The sequence below is a fragment of the Streptantibioticus cattleyicolor NRRL 8057 = DSM 46488 genome, assembly GCF_000240165.1.
Taxonomy (GTDB): Bacteria; Actinomycetota; Actinomycetes; order Streptomycetales; family Streptomycetaceae; genus Streptantibioticus; species Streptantibioticus cattleyicolor.
Genome location: NC_017586.1, coordinates 243,308 through 260,993, shown reverse-complemented (window position 1 = coordinate 260,993; position 17,686 = coordinate 243,308). Strand labels below are relative to the sequence as shown.

Here is a 17,686-nt window from a genome sequence, read left to right as displayed (position 1 = left end):
GACCCGTCGGTCTCACACACGGCCGGTCAGCTCGTAACCGGCTTCCTCGACGGCGGCACGCACCCGCGCGTCGTCGGGCCCGTCGGCGGCGGTGACGGTGACCGTACCGGCCACCAGGTCCACCGCCACGTCACGGACCCCCGGCACCGCCGAGACCTCCCGGGTCACCGCGGCACGGCAGTGCTCGCAGGTCATGCCGGACACCGCGTAGCTCACGGTCCACGCTCCGGCGGGGGCCGGGACGGTGGCCGGGGCGGAGTGGCAGCTTCCGTCGGGCGTGCAGCAGGACATCGTCTTCTCCATCTCGTGGTCACTATACCCGCAGGGGGTATCCGGTGCTCACTTTTATACCCCCGGGGGGTAATGCACGCAAGTGATTCCCGGTCCGGCGTGGGCGGGAGCGCCGTCCCGCCCGGCGCAGCCCTCGACGGCGGGACGGCAGGAAACAGCCTCTTGCCGCTGCGATACGGTCATGCCATGTCCAGATCAGCTGAGCCCGACGCCGCCCCGGCCCCCGTCACCGCGGACGACCTCGACCTCGTCGTGCGCCTCGCGGTGGCGGCGCTGCGTGAGGCGCCGCCGGAGGCGTGGGACCGCGAGGCGGGTTCGCTGGAGTGGGACTGCTGGGAGACGGTCGAGCACCTCGCCGACGACCTCTTCGCCTACGCCGCCCAACTCGGCCCGCAGGAGCCGCCGTTGGACGGCGAGGTGCCCTTCGTCTGGGAGAGTCGGCGGCCCGGGGGCCCGGCGAACGCCGTGCACGCGGACCGGGCGGCCGGCCCCGCCGGACTGCTGCGGGTGCTGGAGGCGAGCGGCGCGCTGCTGGCCGCCATGGTGCGGACGAGGCCGCCGCGGGTGCGTGCCTACCACGTCTTCGGCGTCTCCGACCCCGAGGGCTTCGCCGCGATGGGGATCGTGGAGACCCTGGTCCACACCTACGACCTGGCCCAAGGGCTCGGGCTCGGCTGGAACCCGCCCGCCGGTGTGTGCGCCCGGGTGCTCGCCCGCCTCTTCCCGGACGCGCCCCGCACCACCGACCCCTGGCCCACCCTGCTGTGGGCCACCGGCCGGGGCGAACTCCCCGGCCGCCCCCGCCTCACCACCTGGCGCTGGGACGGCACGCCCCGCCGGTAGCTCAGCCGTCGGCGGGCAGCGGCACGCTCCACTCCAGCCGCGTCCCCCGGGACCGTCCGGGGCCGACCCGGAAGGTGCCGCCGCAATCCTCCGCGCGGGAACGGAGGTTGGCCAGACCGCTGCGGCGGGTGGCGGACGGGTCGATGCCGCGGCCGTCGTCGGACACCACCAAGGTCAGCCGCCCGTCCGCCACCGCGGCGGACACCTCCACCGTGGTGGCGCCGGAATGCCGCGCCGCGTTGGCCAGCGCCTCGCGCGCCACCGCTGTCAGATGCCCGGCCAGGGCGTCCGGCACCAGGGTGTCCAGCAGCCCCGTCATCCGCAGCGACGGGGTGAACCCCAGCGTCCCGGCGGCGGCGTCCACCTCGGCGAGCAGCCGTGCGCGCGGCCCGGTGCCGTCACCGTGCCGGTGTTCGTGCAGGGAGTAGATGGTCGAGCGGATGACCTTGATGGTGTCGTCGAGGTCGTCCACCACCCGCCGCACCCGCTCCGCCGCCTCGGGGCGGTCGGCGAGCCGGCCGTGGACCGCCTGGAGGCTCAGCCCGGACGCGAAGAGGCGCTGGATCGCCAGGTCGTGCAGGTCGCGGGCGATCCGGTCGCGGTCGTCGAGGACCATCAACCGCTCGGCGGCACGCCGGTGTTCGGCCGGTTTCAGCGCCAGGGCCGCCTGCCCGGCGAACCCGGTGATCATCTCCAGCACCGCGTCGCCGAACGGCTGACCGCTGGCCACCCTGGCGATGTGCAGCACCCCGCGGATGTCGTCCCCGCTGCCCAGCGGAACGAAGAACGCCGGGCCCAGCTCGATGCGCGAGGCGCTGCCGCCCGCCCGGGAGCGCGGATCGGCCGACACCGTGTCACTGCTGACCGGCTCTCCCGTGCGGTACACCTCGGCGGCCAACGTCGCGGCGGGCAGCGCCAGTCCGCGTACCCGCTCCGCCTGCTCGCCCGCCGCCGCCTCGACCACCAGGTCACCGGTGCCCTCGACGGGAACGGCCAGGGTGGCCAGGTCGGCGCCGGCCATCTCGCGCACCGTCTGCGTCAGTGTGCCCAGCCCTTGGTGCACCTCGGTGCCGGAGAGCAGTGAGCGGGTCAGCTCGGCGCCGGCCGCCAGCCACCGCTGACGGCGCCGGGCGTCCTCGTACAGCCGGGCGTTGTCGATGGCCACGCTCGCCGCGGCGGCCAGGGTGCGCAGCACCGCCTCGTCGTCCGCGTCGAACCCCTCGGTACCGCGTTTGTCGGTCAGGTACAGGTTGCCGAAGACCTGGTCGCGTACCCGGACCGGAACGCCGAGGAAGCCGCGCATCGGCGGATGGCCCGGGGGGAAGCCGACGGAGTCGGGATGCCGGGTGAGATCGGGCAGGCGCAGCGGTCGCGGGTCGCGGATCAGCAGCCCCAGGATGCCCTCACCGCGCGGGTACGGGCCGATCGCGGCGATGGTCCCCTCGTCCATGCCCACGGTGATGAACCGGCGGATCCGGCCCTCCTCGCCCAGCACGCCCAGCGCCCCGTACCGGGCGTCGACCAGGTCGACGGCGGACTGCACGATCTGCCGCAGCACCGTCTCCAGATCCAGGTCGGAACCGATGGCCAGCACCGAGTCCAGCAGTGCCTGCACCTGGTCGCGGGTGCCCCGTACCCGTTCCACGTGCTGCTGCAAGGCGTCGAGGAGGACGTCCAGCCGTAGTTGGGGCGCCGCGGGCCGCCTCCGCTCCGCGCCGAGCGTGTCGTCGCCGGCCATGCCGCCGCCCCTCCCGCGCCTCACCGATCGGTCTCCGCCGGGAAGTATGCCCGAGCGCGGGGAGGCTCCGGGCGGCCGGGGGAGGGGGCGCGGAACAGACCGGGTGACCGGTCGGCCGCGTCCGCAGGAGCGCGTCGCCCATCGCGGGCAAGGGCCGAACGTCCCTGGTCCCAGGGGACGTTGGGCCCATGCGCGGATCCGTCCGGTGTGCGGCGGCGTGGCGGTTCGCGGTGATGTGGTGTGATGGCGGCGGGCCGCCGACGATCAGGGGAGGGAGCCATGACGGACGCCACGGCTTCGGGCGAACGGGGACCGGTACGGGTCTTCCTGCTCGACGACCACGAGGTGGTACGGCGCGGGGTGCGCGACCTGCTGGAGTGCGAACCGGGTCTGGCCGTGGTCGGGGAGGCCGGCACCGCCGAGCAGGCACTGGCCAGGGTGCCGGCGCTGCGCCCCGACGTCGCGGTGCTGGACGTGCGCCTGCCCGACGGTGACGGGGTGACCGTCTGCCGCGAACTGCGCTCGCGAGTACCGGGGTTGGCCTGCTTGATCCTGACCTCCTTCGACGACGAGGAGGCGTTGCTGGACGCGGTCATGGCCGGCGCGGGCGGATACGTGCTCAAGCAGATCAGCGGCACCGACCTGGTTCGCGCGGTGCGCACGGTCGCCTCCGGCCGCTCGACGCTCGACCCCGACGCCACCACCCGCCTGATGGCCCGGCTGCGCGGTGACAACACCCCCAGGCAGCCGGACGCCCTCGCGGACCTGACCGCACGCGAACGCGAGATCCTGCTGCTCATCGGCGAGGGGCTGACCAACCGCGACATCGGCAGACGCCTCTACCTCGCCGAGAAGACCGTCAAGAACCACATCTCCCGCCTGCTGGCCAAACTCGGCGTCGAACGCCGCGTCCAGGCCGCCGTCATCGCCACCCGCACCCACCCCGCACCTCCGCCCACCCGCCCCTGACCCCCGGCCGGACCCGCCCGACCCGCGAACGAGCGCCGGAGAGCGGGGCGTAGGCGAACCAGCCGAAGTCGGCGGCGCCTTGCGGGGGCATCGCCAGGAGCAGCAGCATCACCGAACCATGCGTGGTGAACGCCTGGTTGAACTGCTCGTCGGACAGGACCTGGAGCCCCGGCCGTGGTGGTCAGCCACTCCACCCAGGAACCCCGGCCCGCCCGCCGCGCCCCCTCACCCGCGGCGGGACGCCGCTCACCACCGTCCACCCGCCGTATCGCTGCCTTGTCCACACCGGGACGCGCCCGGCGTGGCGGCCAGGGCCGTTCGGCGTCCGCCGCGGGCCGAACGGCCCCGTTCGACACCCCGCGCGGATGCCCGGCGTCGCGTTCGTGTCGGCGTGGCGGGCGACCACCGGATACGCTGAGAGGGACATAACGCCTCGAGGTATCCGCATGCCATCACCTTGGCAGCCCGCCGTGTTCGGCGGGCGGGCACGAGGAGAGGTAGGTCCAGGCGTGCTGCATCGAACGTCCTTCTCCGTGGAACCGTTGACGGAAACCTGCCGCGTGGTGGTTCACAACAGGGACCACGTCGTCCTCGGGGTGAGCCCCGGTAACAGCTATTTCCGGACGTCGCTGCTGACCGAGCTGCTGGTCTGGCTGACCGAGGGGTTCCGCCGCATCGACGTGGTGATCCCCGACACCGCGCTGACGCACACCTACGAAGCCCTGGGATACACCCCGCAGCGGGCCTCGGTGAAAGTGCGCGGCGAGACCAACGTGTTGCGTAACCGGGTGCTGCGGGCCTGGCACGATGCGGGCGGTCGGCGCCCCGCCGACGGACACCACATGATGTCCGACCTCGCCGGTCACCCCGTCTACCAGCGTGTTCTCGCGCAGTGCGAGGCGGCGTTGCGGGTGGACGCCGGTCTGCGACGCACCTGCCGCGCCATGAGCCGGGAGGCGCTGCTCGCCCGGCGCCCCGACCAGGAACCCGGGCCGGCCCAGATCGACCAGGGCGTCCGCTACCTCGTCGAGGAACTGCCGTTCTTCGTCGCCTCGGCCGACATCTTCGAGGTGGGCTCCTCCCTGTGCTTCTACCACCGCCGGATTCCGCTGGCCGATGTCGTCTTCTCCGGCCGGTGCGCGCTGGCCGCTTCGCCGCGCCAGGGGTACGCCGTCATCCGCCCGGTACCGGAGCAACTGCCCGCCGAGCCGTGAGGACCGGTACGTGCGGCGGCGCCTGGCCGGTTTCTACCCGTCGGTAACTTTGGCTGGTGATCACCTGCCGCGCCGGACGCCGCCCCTCCTACGCTGCCGGTCATGACCCGAACCCCACGCCGCGCGAGCCTGCCCCGCCGTACGGCGGGCGCCGCCGCGCTGGCCCTGGCCGCGGCGACCGTCACCGTCACCGCACCCGCCGCGCGGGCCGCCGCTCCCGTCTTCCGTACGGCCGACATCACGGCGAAGGACGGAATCGTCCTCAAGGCCGACGTGTTCACCCCCGCCCCGGTACCCCCGGGGCGGACGCACGGGGCCGCTATCCGGCGGTCGTCCAGCCCGCCGCCTGGGGCCAGCCGGACCTGGAATACGTCATGGAGGGCCGCCGCCTCGCCGCCGAGGGCTACGTCGCCGTCACCTACACGGTGCGCGGCTTCTGGCTCTCCGGCGGCGAGGTCGACGTCGCCGGAGCCAAGGACGTGGCCGACATCTCCACGGTCACCGACTGGACCCTCGCCCACACCCCGGCCGACCCTGGGCGGCTCGGCATGATGGGGCTCTCCCTCGGCGCCGGTCTCACGCTGATGGGCGCCGCGTTCGAACCACGGCTCAAGGCGGTCGCCGCGATGAGCGGCTGGGGCGACCTCACCGACTCGCTCGACGGCGCCGACACCCGCCACCTCCAGGCGGCGGCCGGCCTCACCGCGATCCGGCTCCCCGCCGGCCGCCCCGGCCCGCCGCTGCGGAACGCCGTCTCCGACCTCTTCGCCGACCGCGACATACCGGGCCTGCGCGCCTGGGCCCGCACCAGGTCGCCGTCGACCTACGCGGACCGCATCAACGCCCACGGCACCGCCGTCCTGCTGCAGAACGCCTGGGGCGACAGCATCTTCAACTCCAGCCAGATCACCGCCTTCTACCAGCGGCTGACCGTCCCCAAACGCCTCGTGATGCGCCCCGGCGACCACGCCACCCAGGAGGCGGGGAGCCTGTTCGGCCTGCCCGGCCCCGCCTGGTCCACCGCGCTGGGATGGTTCGACCACCACCTCAAGGGCGCCCCCGACGACACCGGCCTCCCGGTCCGGCTCACCGTGCTGCGTTCCGGCCGCCAGGAGCAGTACGCGCACTGGCGTGACATCAGCACGCGCACCCGGCGCCTCCCGCTGGCCGAACCGCGGACCGTCACCGGCGGCCTCGACTCCGGAGCCGACGCCGGCACCATCGAGGTCTCCGGCCTGCTCGACCAGGTCACCGGCGTACCACCGCTCGCCGAGATCCCCCTGCTGCCGGCCACCGCCGCCGCGGTGTGGCAGTCACCCGTCTACGCCACCACCCAGCACATCCGCGGCATACCCCGCCTGCACACCACGGTCACCTCCTCCGCCCCGGACGGCACGGCGATCGCCTACCTCTACGACGTCAACCCCCTCGGCCTCGGCGCCCTCGTCACCCACGCCCCCCGAACCTGGTCCCACCGTCCCCCGGGCCACCCCTTCCCCCTCGACCTCGCCCTGTACGCCACGGCCTACGACCTCCCCGCCGGCCACCGGCTGGCCGTCGTCATCGACACCCAGGACCCCCTCTACGCCAGCGCCTCACCCCTCGGCAGCACGGTGACCTTCACCTCCCGGCCCGGCTCGCCGTCGGAACTCGACGTGCCGTTGAGGTGACGTCCCGTCATGTCGCGACAACGCCTCCGTTCCCAACTGCGGTGAGCCGCCGACCTGTTAGCATCGCGCCGCGTGCGGACGATGAGATTACGCGGAGGTCTTCCACGGGGCACGACGGAACGGCGCCGGTGGCCGCGACCACGCTGGGCGGCAGCCGCCGTCGGTGTCGCGGCTGCCGCGGTGGCCGCCGTCGTCATCCTCGGCAACGGTGACGGCCACGCGGGTCGGCGCGCGCTGACCCCGGACGAGGCCGACCGGCTGGCGATCACACGGTTCCGCAACTACCAGGCGGGAGGACGGGCGATGACGATCAGCGTGCCGGGGACCGCCGGCACGCTGGTGATCAGCGGCTCCATCGACTACCGCGGCAAACGCGGCTACGGCGTGGTGCACGGCACCGGACGCGACACGTCCAGCGACGGACTGATCGAGTGGACCTCCACCACCGTGCTGGTCCGCCCCATGCCGGACGCCCCCGCCACCGCACCGGCGGCACCGCCCGCCTCCGGCTGGTACGGCCGTCCGCTGCGGACCGCCGGCAGCTCCCTGGACAGCTCGCTGGCGATCGCGCTCGGACTCGGCAGCGACCGCCCCGACAACGCCGAACTCCTGCCGCAGAACGGCGCCGCCTGGACCGGGCGGGCCGAGGTACGCGGCCACCAGGCGGACGTCATGACCGGGCCCGACGCCCGTACCAAGGCCGGTACCTCCGGCACCGTGCGCTACTGGATCGGCGCGGACGGCACCATGTACCGGGTCCAGGCCACCGTCGCCTCCGAGCCGCAACCGGTGGTCATCGACTTCGACACCCACCGGTACGTCCCGGTGCGCCCGGTCCCCGGAACCACCCCGACCCGGTAGCCGCCGCTCAACGGACCGGCACCCGCGCGCCGTCGGCGAGCAGCGACACCGGCGGCACCGTGACGCCCGTGGTGTCCGGCAGCGCGGGCACGGCCGGGACGGTGGTGGCACCGGCGGTCGTGGCGTGCGGGAACTGCGGCTGCGCGCCGGGCGCGGCCACGTCCGTGAACGGGATACCGCCGGGCGCCGCCGGCTTCGCCCAGGTGCCGGACGGCGAGGGTGACGCGGACGAGGCCGGGCAGGACGCCACGTCGGCGAGGCGCTCGGGCGCCGTCGTCCGCAGCTCGTTCCCGCGCAGGCAGTTGCCCCGGCCGCGGGTGGCGGTGGGGAACGTCCAGCCGACGTCGACGCCGTTGGACGCGAAGGTGTTCTCCGTGATCCGGTTGGTGTCCGGCGGCATGTCGGCGGTGGCGGTCAGCACCAGCCCGGCGGTGACGTTGCCGGTGATCCGGTTGCGGGTGAACTCGTTGTCGCTGCCGCCGTCGATCCCGACGCCGATGCCCCAGCCGCCGTCGGCCTGTTCGGGCGTGGCCGCCTGCTGGTTGGCCGCGATCAGGTTGCCGGCGACGACCGCGCCGCGCTGCGGGCCGAGCTTCTCCTGGTGGTCGGAGTCGGTGGTGAGCCCGACGCGGTTGCCGACGAGACGGTTGCCGACGACATACATCTCGCCACCGGCGTTGGTGCCTTCGTAGCCGACCGCGTTGAGTTCGGCGACGTTGTCCCGCACGACGATCCGGCACGGCCTGCACTGCCCGACGTAGATCCCGGAGTCGGCCCCGCCGGAGGCGTAGGAGTGCTCGATGACACCGTTCTGCGCGGAGAACGCGTAGATGCCGTACAGCCCGTTGCGGGTCGCGGTCACGTAGGAGACCAGGAACGACTTCAGGAAGGTGACGGGCTCGTCACCGGTGTCGTAACCGCCGGTGCGGCCGGGCGATCCGGCGACCGCCGCGGCGGAACCGGTGACGAGTACGCCGTTCTGCGTGTTGTTCTCCACGGTCAGGTTCTCCACGGCCACCCGGGGGGCCGCGACGACGACGCCGTTCGGCTGCCGCAGCCGCCCGTCGATGACCACCTTGTCCCGGGACTCGCCGCGCAGGGTGACATCGGCCGTGCCGATCCGCACCGACTCGTGGTACACACCCGGCGCGACCAGCACCAGGTCACCGGGGTGCGCGAGGGAGACCGCGGCGGAGATCGTCGGGGCGTCGGCCGGCACCCGGATCGTCACGTCGGCCCCGGCCGGACGCCGCCCCTTCCCCGATCCGCCGTCGCCGGAACCGCAGCCAGCCACCAGGGCCAGCACACCCAACACCGCGACCAGCGCGCGAAGACCCGAACGAGGCATGATCCCAGTCTCCCAGACGACGCCGAACTCCACGCGCCTTCAAGGAAGTTGGCGCGACGGCGGGGGTCGCCCGCGGCGGGCCGGATGTGGCACCCTCCACACCATGCGCCGAGCCGATCACCATCCGTCACGCCGGGCGTTCCTGGATGCCGCCGGAGCCATGGCCGCCGTCGGCCTGGCCGCCGGATGCGAAGCACGTCCCGCCCGGCCGGGCCCGCCCTCCGACGCCCCGGCGTCGGCCGCCCCGGTGCCGGCCACCGGCCGCCACCAGGCCGGCATCACGACTCCGCGGCCGGCCCAGCGCAACCTGCTGGTCGTCGTCGCCGACGTGGGCCCCGCCGTGGCGCCGGGGCCGTTGCTGGCCGACCTGGGCCGGACCGTCCGCGCCCTCACCGCGGGGACCGACGCACGACTGCTGGGCCTGGCGCCCGGCGACCTCACGGTGACGATCGGGGTGGGCCCCCGGCTGGTACGCGCGGCCGGTCCCGCCTTGCCCGGCGCGACGGAGCTGCCCGGCTTCTCCCGGGAGCGCATGGACCCGCAGGCACGCGGCGGTGACCTGCTGATCCAGATCTGCGCCGGTGACGCCCTGGTCGTCCCCGTGGCCGCCGCCGCACTCCTGGACCAGGCCGGTGACCGCGTCCACGAACGCTGGCGGCAGTCCGGACACCGCGGCCCCGACGTTCCCGTGGACCACGACCTCACCGCACCACGCAACGTACTCGGCTTCATCGACGGCATCGTGGGCCCGCACACGGCCGAGCGGCAACGACGGCATCTGTGGCTGCCCGGCCCGGCCCCCGTCGCCGGGGGCACGATCGCCGTCCTGCGGCGCATGGAACTCGACCTGTCCCGGTTCGCCCAACTGCCCGTCTCCGCCCAGGAGTCGGCCGTCGGCCGCCGCCGGACCACCGGCACCCCGCTGTCCGGCGGCTCCATCACCTCCGACCCCGTCCTCGGCGCCAAGACACCCGACGGGCGCTACCTCATCCCGGCCGACGCCCACGTCCGCCGGGCCAACGCCAACGCCGTGGGCGTCGGCCTCATGCTCCGCCGCTCCTACAGCACCGCCGACCCCGCCCCCGCCCTGCTCTTCATCAGCTTCCAGAACGACATCCGGACGTTCACCAGCACCCTCACCCGGATGGAAACCTCCGACGCCCTCCTCGACCTCACCACCACGACCGCCGGCGCGACCTTCCTGATCCTCCCGGGCTTCGACGATCACCATCCGCTCGGCGCCTCGCTGTTCGGGTGAACGGGCCGTCACCGTTTCGCGCGTCCGGACGATTGCTAAGTCATCCCGGCCGGATCCTCATCGACGGCTCCCGGGCCGCTCGATGAAGATGGTGATCAGTTGTTCATCGAACCCAGGGGGAGGTTCTCGATGACCTGGACATCATCATGGGCGCCACGCGCGCTGGTGGCGCCCGCGGCTGCCGCGACGCTGCTGTTCGCGGGCGCCGTGGCGGCGACGGCGGCGCCGGCCACCGGCGGTGACCCGGCCATGGCGGCACAGGACGCCGCCGGCAACGGCTGGAGCGCGGTGGGTTACTTCTACACGGCCCTGAGCACGGGGGACGCCGGCTTGATGGCGGATGCGGTCGACCAGGACTGGACCGACGTCCCGTCCCATCCGGGCCTGGGCACCGGGGTGGCCGGTGCCGAACAGCTCGTCGGGGAGATCCGGAGTGTCTTCCCCGACCTCACCGAGAACATCACCGCCGTCAGCCGCGGCGGCGACCGCGTCCACGTCTCGCTGCTGCACTGCGGCACCCACTCCGCGGAGTTCGCCGGCGTCCCGGCGACGTACAAGTACGTCTGCTTCCGCGGCGAGGAGACCCACACCATCACCCACGGCCTCATCTCCACCACCGAACACTGGGAGGACATCGACCAGTTCCGCAAGGAGGTCGGAGCGTGACCGCGAACACCACCCCGCGCCGGGCGGACGACTCGGGCGACCTGAAGAACTACCTGCTGGACGGCTCCGACCTGGCGGGCATCCCCGGTCTGGTGCGCAGCGAGACGGTCAGCCAGCAGGAGTGCTACCGCCTGATGACGGAAGGCACCAAGGAGACCTACTCGCACCAGGAGGTCTTCGGCCAGTACTGCTCGCTGGGGGAGTACATCGACGTGCCGTACGACGTCGTCTTCGACTACGCGGCCAACGTCCACTCCATGGAGGAGTGGACCTTCAGCGTCCGGGACCTCCGCCACGTCGGCGGCGGCCTGTACCGGGGCACCGAGGCCATCCAGCCCGACACCGAGATCTTCATCCGCGCCGACGTGATGAAGGGCCCCGAGTACGGGCTGGTGTTCTACCCGTGCGCCTGGGACCAGGGCAAGGAACTGTGGATGCGCTACTACTTCACGTTCATCGACGCCACCCGGACGCTGCGCCGCCCCGGCACCGTCGTGCTGTGGACCAACTGCAAGCACCCCTACTACGACCGGTCCGTCACCGACGTCCCCGACTACATCGCCGAAGGCCGGGCCCGCACCGACCGCTACTGGGTCGGCGACATCTGGCCCAACTTCGACGCCATCCACCGCATCGAGACCGCCAACCTCAAACGCATCCTGGAACACCGCTTCGGCGGCGCCCCGGCGAACGGCTGACACCATGGCGACGGAACCCGACGACCACACCGGGCGCCACGCCCAACTCATCGACGTGGTCAGCTACTTGCCCGAACGCGTCGTCTCCAACGCCGGTCCACGGGGCGCCCACGACGACCTCGGCGACCACGAGTTCTTCCGTGGCGTCGCCGAGCGCCGCTTCGCCTCGCCCGACCACAGCTCCGCCGAACTGGGGGCGGCGGCCTGCGCCAAACTCCTGCGGCGCACCCGGCTCGCCGCCGACGAGGTCGACCTCATCATCTACAACTGCGTATTCAACGACACCTTCTGGCCGGGGATCGGCCCCGCCGTCCAGTCGGCGATCGGCGCCTCCCACGCCACCGTGCTCCAGCTCGACACCAGCTGCTGCTCGTGGCTGACCGGGCTGCGCACCGCCAAGGCGTTCGTCGAATCCGGCGTCCACCGCAACATCATCGTCCTGACGGTCACCAACTTCGTCTCCCGGCTGCCGGAGTTCCAGCGCTCCAAGCGCTCCCGGGTGCTGGGCGACGGCGCCACCGCCACCCTGGTGGCACCCGGCCGCCCCAGCATCCTGTCGGCCTACGAGCGTTCGCACGGCGAGAACTACGGCCTGCTGCGCTTCGAACCCGAACCGGTCGACGGGGTGTTCCGCAACTACTGGGAACGCGGCTGCGGACCGATCACGGTCAACTTCACGAAGGAACGCCTGGCCGCCATCCGCGAGAACTCCATGGCCCTGGTGCCGCAGGCGGTCGCCGCCAGCCTCGCCGAGGCCGGCCTGACCACCGACGACGTCTCACTTCTGATCACCCACCAACCCAACGAGGACTTCCTCACCGAATGGCGCAAACGCTGCGGCATCGACGAGGCACGGACACACGACACGCTGGCGAAGTACGGAAACCTCTTCGCCGGCTCCATCCCCGTGACCGTCGCGGACGCACTCGACCGCGGCCTGGTCGAGGACGGCGACGTCCTCGCGTTCGGGACCTTCGCCAACGGCGGTGACCTCGTGAGCGCGATGACCGTCCGCTGGCGGGCGGACCGATGACGGGGACGCCGCCACCTCGGGGACGGCGCACGGGAACGGCCGGCCCGGCCGGCGACAACGGGGGAGCAGTGACAAGGGGAAAGATGAAACGGGGAGCAACACCACAGGCGGCGCCGCCCGGCCCCGCCACCCGCACGGTCGCCGACGCGACCGTCACGGTGCTACGCGACTGGGGTCTGCGCTACGTCTTCGGCGTCAGCGGCGCCAACATCGAGCACCTGCACGACGCGATCCACCGCCTGGGCCGGGGCCGGCTCACCTCGGTGCTGGCCCGCCGCGAGGACGGCGCCGCCTTCATGGCCGACGGCCACGCCCGCGTCCACCGCACGCTCGGCGTGTGCTGCTCGACCTCCGGCGGCGCCCTGGTCAACCTGGCCGTCGGACTGGCCGAGTCCTACGCCGAGTCCGTCCCGGTGCTCGCCCTGGTCGGACAGCCACCACAGGAACTGGCAGGCAAGGGGGCCTTCCAGGACGGATCCGGGATCGGACGCACCGTCGACGCCCGACGGCTGCTGTCGGTCGTCACCAAACACACCACGACACTGACCGACCCCGAGCGGTTCTGGGACGAGATGGCGCACGCCGCCCGCACCGCCTTGTCCGGCCGGCCCGGCCCGGTGGCGCTGCTGCTGCCCAGGGACGTCTTCGAGCGGACCGTGCCCCCGCGCCCGGCCGACTGGCCGTCCGCCCCCGGTGACCTGGTCACGCCGCCCGAGGCGGACCCGGTCGAGGTGCGTGCCCTCTTCGACGCGATGCGGCGGGCCCGGCGGCCCGTGGTGCTGCTGGGCCACGGTGTGCGACGCAGCGCCGACCGCGAGGCGGTGGTGGAGTTCGCGCGCGCGGCGCGGATCCCGGTGGCCGTCACGATGTCGGCGCGCGCCGAGTTCCCCAACTCCGACCCGCTCTACCTCGGGGTGGCCGGCGCGGTGGGCCACCCCTCCGCGCACGCCGCGCTGCGCGAGGCCGACCTCGTCGTCGCCATCGGCGCCGGACTCAACGCGATGACCCGGGGCCCCCTCGGCGACCTGCGGGGAAACCGCGTCGCGGTGGTCAACGTCGACCCCGGTGAGGCGTCCCGCGCGGTGTCGCCTGCTCTGGTGGTGCGAGCGGACGCGGGCGTGGTGGCACGACGCCTCCTCGCGCTGCTGCGCGAACAGCCCTTCCAGGCCCCGGAGTTGGACGGCTACCGGCGCACCCGGTACCGGCCCAGGCCGGCCCGCCGGCTCGACCCGGCACCCTCCGGCGGCGCACTGCGACAGAGCGAGGCCATCACCACCCTGGCGAAATGGCTCCCGGCCCAGGGACACCTCGTACTGGACGCCGGCAACTGCGCCTCCGCCGCGATCCACCTCAGCGACGTCCCCGGCGGGGCCAGCTCCACCATCGCACTGGGCGCCGGCGGCATGGGCTACAGCATCGGCGCGGCCGTCGGAATCCAACTCGGCTCCCGGGCCGGCTCGCGCACCGTGGTGATCTGCGGCGACGGCGCCTTCCTCATGAACGGCCTGGAGGTGCACACCGCCGTCGACCTGCGGCTGCCCATCCTGTACGTGGTCTTCAACAACGCGATGCACGGCATGTGCGTCACCAGGCAGCAGACGTTCTTCGACGCCCGCATCGAGGCCGTGCGCTACGCGCCGGTGGACATCGCCACGGTGGCACGCGGACTCGGCGGCCCGGACCGCCTGTGGGTGGCGAGCGTCGACAGCCGCGAACAACTCGACCGGGCACTCGCCGACTACGCCGCGCGGGCCGCCGACGTCCCCGCCGGGACGGGCCTGCCCGGACTGCTGGACCTGCGGATCTCCCAGGAGGAGGTCCCGCCGTTCGTCCCGTTCCTGCCCCTCGACGAGCCGACGTTCCCCGTGGACGCGGCGGCCGTGCCGGCCGGGCGCGCGGAGGTGAGGGTATGACCGGGCTGACCCGCGCCGACCTCGACGCGGTCCCCTCCTACATCGTGCACCGCATCCCGGAGCGCCACGTCAACCTCAGCACCAACGAGGTCCCGTTCGGCCCGCTGCCCGGGGTGCCCGAAGCCGTCGCCGACGCCACCGCCCGGGTGCACCGCTACCCCGACATGGCCGCGACCGAACTGCGCGACGCGCTGGCCGCCCGGTACCGCGTCGCACCGGAACGGGTGGTCACCGGCGCCGGATCCGCCGCGCTGATCGAGCACCTGGTCAGGGCGACGGCGGCCGGCGGCGGCGAGGTGGTGCACGCCTGGCGCTCCTTCGAGGCGTACCCGGTGCTGATCGCCGCCGGCGGCGGACGTTCCGTACCCGTGCCGTGCCTGCCCGACCACCGGCACGACCTCGACGCCATGCTCGCCGCGGTGACCCCGGCCACCGGGCTCGTCCTGCTCTGCCACCCCAACAACCCCACCGGTGTGGCCATTTCCCGCCCCGAACTCGCCGCGTTCCTCGACGCCGTGCCCCCGCACATCGTGGTGGCCGTGGACGAGGCGTACCGGGAGTTCGTCACCGACCCCCGGCTGCCGGACACGCTCGCCGAACACGGCCACCGGCGCAACGTCGTGGTGCTGCGCACCCTGTCCAAGGCGTGGGGGCTGGCCGGGATACGGCTCGGCTTCCTGGTGGCCGACGCGCAGGTGGCCGCGGCGGTACGCAAGGTGGTGACCCCGTTCTCCACCAACGCGCTCGCCCAGGCGGCCGGCCTGGCGGCACTGCGGGCCGAACCGGAGATGCGCCGCAGGGTGCGCGTGCTGGCCGCCGAACGCGACCGGCTGACCGACGCGCTCTCCGCACGCGTCGACGGGATCCCGCGCAGCCACGCCAACTGCCTGTGGCTCCCGGTCGGCGAACGAGCCCTCGTTCTGGCCCGCCGCTGCGCGGAACGCGGCGTGACCGTACGGCCGTTCGCCGGAGAGGGGGTACGGGTGACCATCGGCACCCGCGAAGCCAACGACGCGCTGCTCGACGCGCTCGGCCCGGCGTCGGCGGAACCGGGGAGGACGTGGGACACCACGCCCTGACCCGGCCGCGATCCGGCCGCCCCGACCCGCGGGCGGCCGGCTCACCTCACAACAAGGCAACGGAAGGAACGAGGAATGACAGTTCTCGTCATCGGTGCGACGGGGTTCCAGGGCGGCGCGGTGGCCCGGCTCCTCGCCGAGCAGGGGCGGACGGTGCGCGGTTTCGCCCGGACGGCCCCGGCGGCGGACCAGGCCGTCCCCGGGGTGGACGTCCTCACCGGCGACCTCGGTGACGCCGAGGCCGTGCGCAAGGCGTTCGCCGGCGTCACCCACGCCTCCGTCCTGATCCCGCAGGTCTACGACCCCGACACGGTGGTGCGGTTCGCGCGGAACGTCGCCCGCGCGGCCCGTGACGAAGGCGTCGCGCGGCTCGTCGTCAACGGCAACACCCGTATCCCCGCACAGACCACGGAGTTCACCGGCTTCGAGACCAGGCGGCAGGCCGAGCGGATCCTGCTGGACAGCGGGGTCCCCACCACCGCGATCCGCCCCCCGGTCTACCTCGACAACCTCTACAGCCCCATCGCCGGCCCCGCCCTGGTCAACGACGGGGTGCTGGCGTTCCCGCTGCCCCCGTCGGTGCGCGCCGCCTGGCTCTCCCACGAGGACCTGGCCAAGGCCACGGTCGCCGCCCTGACCACGGCGGACGTGGCCGGGCGGACCATCGACCTGGGCGGCGCCGAGACGCTGACCGGCCCGGAACTGGCCGAGCGGTTCGCCGCCGTCCTCGGCCGCGAGATCCGCTACGTGCCGCTGCCGCCGGAGCGGTTCGAGGCCGGGCTGGCCCAGGCGTTCGGAGCGGAGACCGCCGCCGGCATCGCGGGCACCTACCGCTGGGCCGCCACCGAGGAGGGCGCCGCGCTGCTGGAGTCCGACCCGGCCGCACTGGAGTCGACGCTGGGCGTGCGGCCGACCCCGGTGGCCGACTGGATCGCCGCCCGCGACTGGCAGGTCTGGGCGCGCTGAGATGGCGAGGGGCGCGGCCGGGTCTTCGACGAGGCCCGGCCGCGCCCCCGCCGCGATGTGGCCGGCCCGGCTCAGGACACCGCGCGGACGGCCGCTCCACGCCGGCCCGAGCAGGCGTCCCGGTATTCCCCCGGCGTCATCCCCGACCACTTGCGGAAGGCCAGATGGAACCCGACCGAACTGCGGTAACCGACCGCCGCGGGGATCACCGACAGCGCCTCACCGGTCTCACCGAGCAGCCGGGCCGCCTCCCGCATCCGACGATCCGTCAGGTGTCGCCCGGGGCTCTCGCCCACCAGCTCACGGAAGACCGTCGTGAACGCCGTCCGGGACATCCGGGCCTCCCGCGCCAGCAGATCGATCGTCCAGTGCTCGCCGTACCGCCGGTAGACCGCCATCAGCGCCCGGCTGATCCCGGGGTGGCACAGCGCCCGCAACGACGGATACGCGTCGGCCAGCCGACTGGCCGCCTCAGCGCGCAACGCCAGCCGCAACGCCAGCACCAGCGCCGTCTCGAAGCCGCGCACACTGGTCAACTCCCGTTCCACCGGGTCGTCCTGGCCCTCCGCGGCCAGCGCGGACAGCGTGTGGTGCAGCAACGGCTGCCGCCGTACGACACTGTGATCCACCACCATCATCGGCGGCAGCGCACGGTACAGCGCGGACTCGCCCACGGAGTTGTAGTACAGCCCGCCGCACAGCATGGTCGTCTCCGGGCCCGGCCCGGGCAGCCGCACCACCCCGTCCCCCTCCGGCCCGCGACCGGAGAGCACCGCCGCCAACGGCACCACCTCCCGGCCCGGCCGGTCGCTGAGCACATGCGGCGCCCCCCACGGGAAGATCGCCACGTCCCCCCGCCGCAACAGCGAACTCCGCAGATGGAGCGCCGCTCCGGGCAACTCCACCTCCTCCGCCAGCGTCGCCCAGCACCCGCCCTCGACGATGTAGTGCAACACCGCACACGTCTCCGCCGGCCCCCGGATCCCCCACGGCGCCCGCGCACGCCAATGACTGCGGAACGCGTCCCGCAACCGGAGCGACCCGAACAACTCCCCGAGCACATCGTCCATGTCTTCCTGCCCCCCCACCCCCAGGCTACTGCCCACCCCCGCCCACTCTTGCCGCCCCACGTCCACCAG

16 protein-coding genes are annotated in these 17,686 nt (G+C 73.4%); 12 read left to right on the top strand and 4 right to left on the bottom strand.

Features of this window, described 5'->3' with window-relative positions:
• Positions 1-12: 12 nt before the first annotated feature.
• A complete protein-coding gene (locus SCATT_RS00935; RefSeq protein WP_014140979.1) occupies positions 13-291 on the bottom strand; it encodes a heavy-metal-associated domain-containing protein in 279 nt (92 codons plus the stop codon).
• A gap of 186 nt (positions 292-477) precedes the next feature.
• On the opposite strand from SCATT_RS00935, the gene SCATT_RS00930 reads away from it, so the two are divergent.
• Positions 478-1,134: a maleylpyruvate isomerase N-terminal domain-containing protein gene (locus SCATT_RS00930; protein ID WP_014140978.1), complete on the top strand. Its 657-nt coding sequence runs from the start codon at positions 478-480 to the stop codon at positions 1,132-1,134.
• A 1-nt stretch (position 1,135) separates the two neighbouring features.
• On the opposite strand, the gene SCATT_RS00925 is transcribed toward SCATT_RS00930, so the two are convergent.
• Positions 1,136-2,872 (bottom strand): sensor histidine kinase, encoded by a 1,737-nt coding sequence (locus SCATT_RS00925; protein WP_014140977.1) that lies wholly within the window; start codon positions 2,870-2,872, stop codon positions 1,136-1,138.
• Positions 2,873-3,151: 279 nt separating this feature from the next.
• Here SCATT_RS00925 and SCATT_RS00920 point away from each other — a divergent pair, with 279 nt between their 5' ends.
• From SCATT_RS00920 to SCATT_RS00905, 4 genes are all read left to right on the top strand, one after another.
• A complete protein-coding gene (locus SCATT_RS00920) occupies positions 3,152-3,841 on the top strand; it encodes a response regulator (protein WP_014140976.1) in 690 nt (229 codons plus the stop codon).
• Between the two features lie 470 nt (positions 3,842-4,311).
• Positions 4,312-5,055: a tRNA-dependent cyclodipeptide synthase gene (locus SCATT_RS00915; RefSeq protein ID WP_322972948.1), complete on the top strand. Its 744-nt coding sequence runs from the start codon at positions 4,312-4,314 to the stop codon at positions 5,053-5,055.
• Between the two features lie 56 nt (positions 5,056-5,111).
• Positions 5,112-6,725 (top strand): CocE/NonD family hydrolase, encoded by a 1,614-nt coding sequence (locus SCATT_RS40220; protein WP_265736837.1) that lies wholly within the window; start codon positions 5,112-5,114, stop codon positions 6,723-6,725.
• A 180-nt stretch (positions 6,726-6,905) separates the two neighbouring features.
• Positions 6,906-7,586 carry a hypothetical protein gene (locus SCATT_RS00905; protein ID WP_014140972.1) on the top strand — a complete coding sequence of 227 codons (681 nt, stop codon included), beginning with the start codon at positions 6,906-6,908 and terminating at the stop codon, positions 7,584-7,586.
• Between the two features lie 7 nt (positions 7,587-7,593).
• Here the strand turns inward: SCATT_RS00905 and SCATT_RS00900 are convergent, their stop codons facing one another.
• Positions 7,594-8,934, bottom strand: a complete 1,341-nt coding sequence (locus SCATT_RS00900) for a right-handed parallel beta-helix repeat-containing protein (protein ID WP_014140971.1) — start codon at positions 8,932-8,934, stop codon at positions 7,594-7,596.
• Positions 8,935-9,037: 103 nt separating this feature from the next.
• Between SCATT_RS00900 and SCATT_RS00895 the strand changes: the two genes are divergently transcribed.
• From SCATT_RS00895 to SCATT_RS00865, 7 genes are all read left to right on the top strand, one after another.
• A complete protein-coding gene (locus tag SCATT_RS00895; RefSeq protein WP_014140970.1) occupies positions 9,038-10,192 on the top strand; it encodes a Dyp-type peroxidase in 1,155 nt (384 codons plus the stop codon).
• A gap of 129 nt (positions 10,193-10,321) precedes the next feature.
• Positions 10,322-10,858: an ester cyclase gene (locus tag SCATT_RS00890; RefSeq protein WP_014140969.1), complete on the top strand. Its 537-nt coding sequence runs from the start codon at positions 10,322-10,324 to the stop codon at positions 10,856-10,858.
• Positions 10,855-11,556 carry a hypothetical protein gene (locus tag SCATT_RS00885; RefSeq protein ID WP_014140968.1) on the top strand — a complete coding sequence of 234 codons (702 nt, stop codon included), beginning with the start codon at positions 10,855-10,857 and terminating at the stop codon, positions 11,554-11,556. The genes SCATT_RS00890 and SCATT_RS00885 overlap by 4 nt, the downstream gene beginning before the upstream one ends.
• Positions 11,557-11,560: 4 nt before the next feature.
• Positions 11,561-12,589, top strand: a complete 1,029-nt coding sequence (locus tag SCATT_RS00880) for a 3-oxoacyl-ACP synthase III family protein (RefSeq protein ID WP_014140967.1) — start codon at positions 11,561-11,563, stop codon at positions 12,587-12,589.
• An 83-nt stretch (positions 12,590-12,672) separates the two neighbouring features.
• Positions 12,673-14,502, top strand: a complete 1,830-nt coding sequence (locus tag SCATT_RS00875; RefSeq protein WP_014140966.1) for a thiamine pyrophosphate-binding protein — start codon at positions 12,673-12,675, stop codon at positions 14,500-14,502.
• On the top strand, positions 14,499-15,581 hold the full coding sequence (locus SCATT_RS00870; RefSeq protein ID WP_014140965.1) for a histidinol-phosphate transaminase: 1,083 nt from the start codon (positions 14,499-14,501) through the stop codon (positions 15,579-15,581). The genes SCATT_RS00875 and SCATT_RS00870 overlap by 4 nt, the downstream gene beginning before the upstream one ends.
• A 75-nt stretch (positions 15,582-15,656) precedes the next feature.
• Positions 15,657-16,547: an SDR family oxidoreductase gene (locus tag SCATT_RS00865; protein ID WP_014140964.1), complete on the top strand. Its 891-nt coding sequence runs from the start codon at positions 15,657-15,659 to the stop codon at positions 16,545-16,547.
• Positions 16,548-16,618: 71 nt separating this feature from the next.
• Here SCATT_RS00865 and SCATT_RS00860 read toward each other — a convergent pair whose 3' ends face one another.
• Entirely contained in the window at positions 16,619-17,617 is a 999-nt protein-coding gene (locus tag SCATT_RS00860; protein WP_014140963.1) for an AraC family transcriptional regulator, read from the bottom strand.
• Between the last annotated feature and the right edge of the window lie 69 nt (positions 17,618-17,686).

Bases quoted from the DNA above. Each gene is read 5' to 3' on its own strand.
- SCATT_RS00930 (WP_014140978.1), top strand. From the start codon at position 478: ATGTCCAGATCAGCTGAGCCCGACGCCGCCCCGGCCCCCGTCACCGCG.
- SCATT_RS00900 (WP_014140971.1), bottom strand. From the start codon at position 8,934: ATGCCTCGTTCGGGTCTTCGCGCGCTGGTCGCGGTGTTGGGTGTGCTG.
- SCATT_RS00895 (WP_014140970.1), top strand. From the start codon at position 9,038: ATGCGCCGAGCCGATCACCATCCGTCACGCCGGGCGTTCCTGGATGCC.
- SCATT_RS00935 (WP_014140979.1), bottom strand. From the start codon at position 291: ATGTCCTGCTGCACGCCCGACGGAAGCTGCCACTCCGCCCCGGCCACC.
- SCATT_RS00925 (WP_014140977.1), bottom strand. From the start codon at position 2,872: ATGGCCGGCGACGACACGCTCGGCGCGGAGCGGAGGCGGCCCGCGGCG.
- SCATT_RS00865 (WP_014140964.1), top strand. From the start codon at position 15,657: ATGACAGTTCTCGTCATCGGTGCGACGGGGTTCCAGGGCGGCGCGGTG.
- SCATT_RS00880 (WP_014140967.1), top strand. From the start codon at position 11,561: ATGGCGACGGAACCCGACGACCACACCGGGCGCCACGCCCAACTCATC.
- SCATT_RS00875 (WP_014140966.1), top strand. From the start codon at position 12,673: ATGAAACGGGGAGCAACACCACAGGCGGCGCCGCCCGGCCCCGCCACC.
- SCATT_RS00870 (WP_014140965.1), top strand. From the start codon at position 14,499: ATGACCGGGCTGACCCGCGCCGACCTCGACGCGGTCCCCTCCTACATC.
- SCATT_RS00920 (WP_014140976.1), top strand. From the start codon at position 3,152: ATGACGGACGCCACGGCTTCGGGCGAACGGGGACCGGTACGGGTCTTC.
- SCATT_RS00860 (WP_014140963.1), bottom strand. From the start codon at position 17,617: ATGGACGATGTGCTCGGGGAGTTGTTCGGGTCGCTCCGGTTGCGGGAC.
- SCATT_RS00890 (WP_014140969.1), top strand. From the start codon at position 10,322: ATGACCTGGACATCATCATGGGCGCCACGCGCGCTGGTGGCGCCCGCG.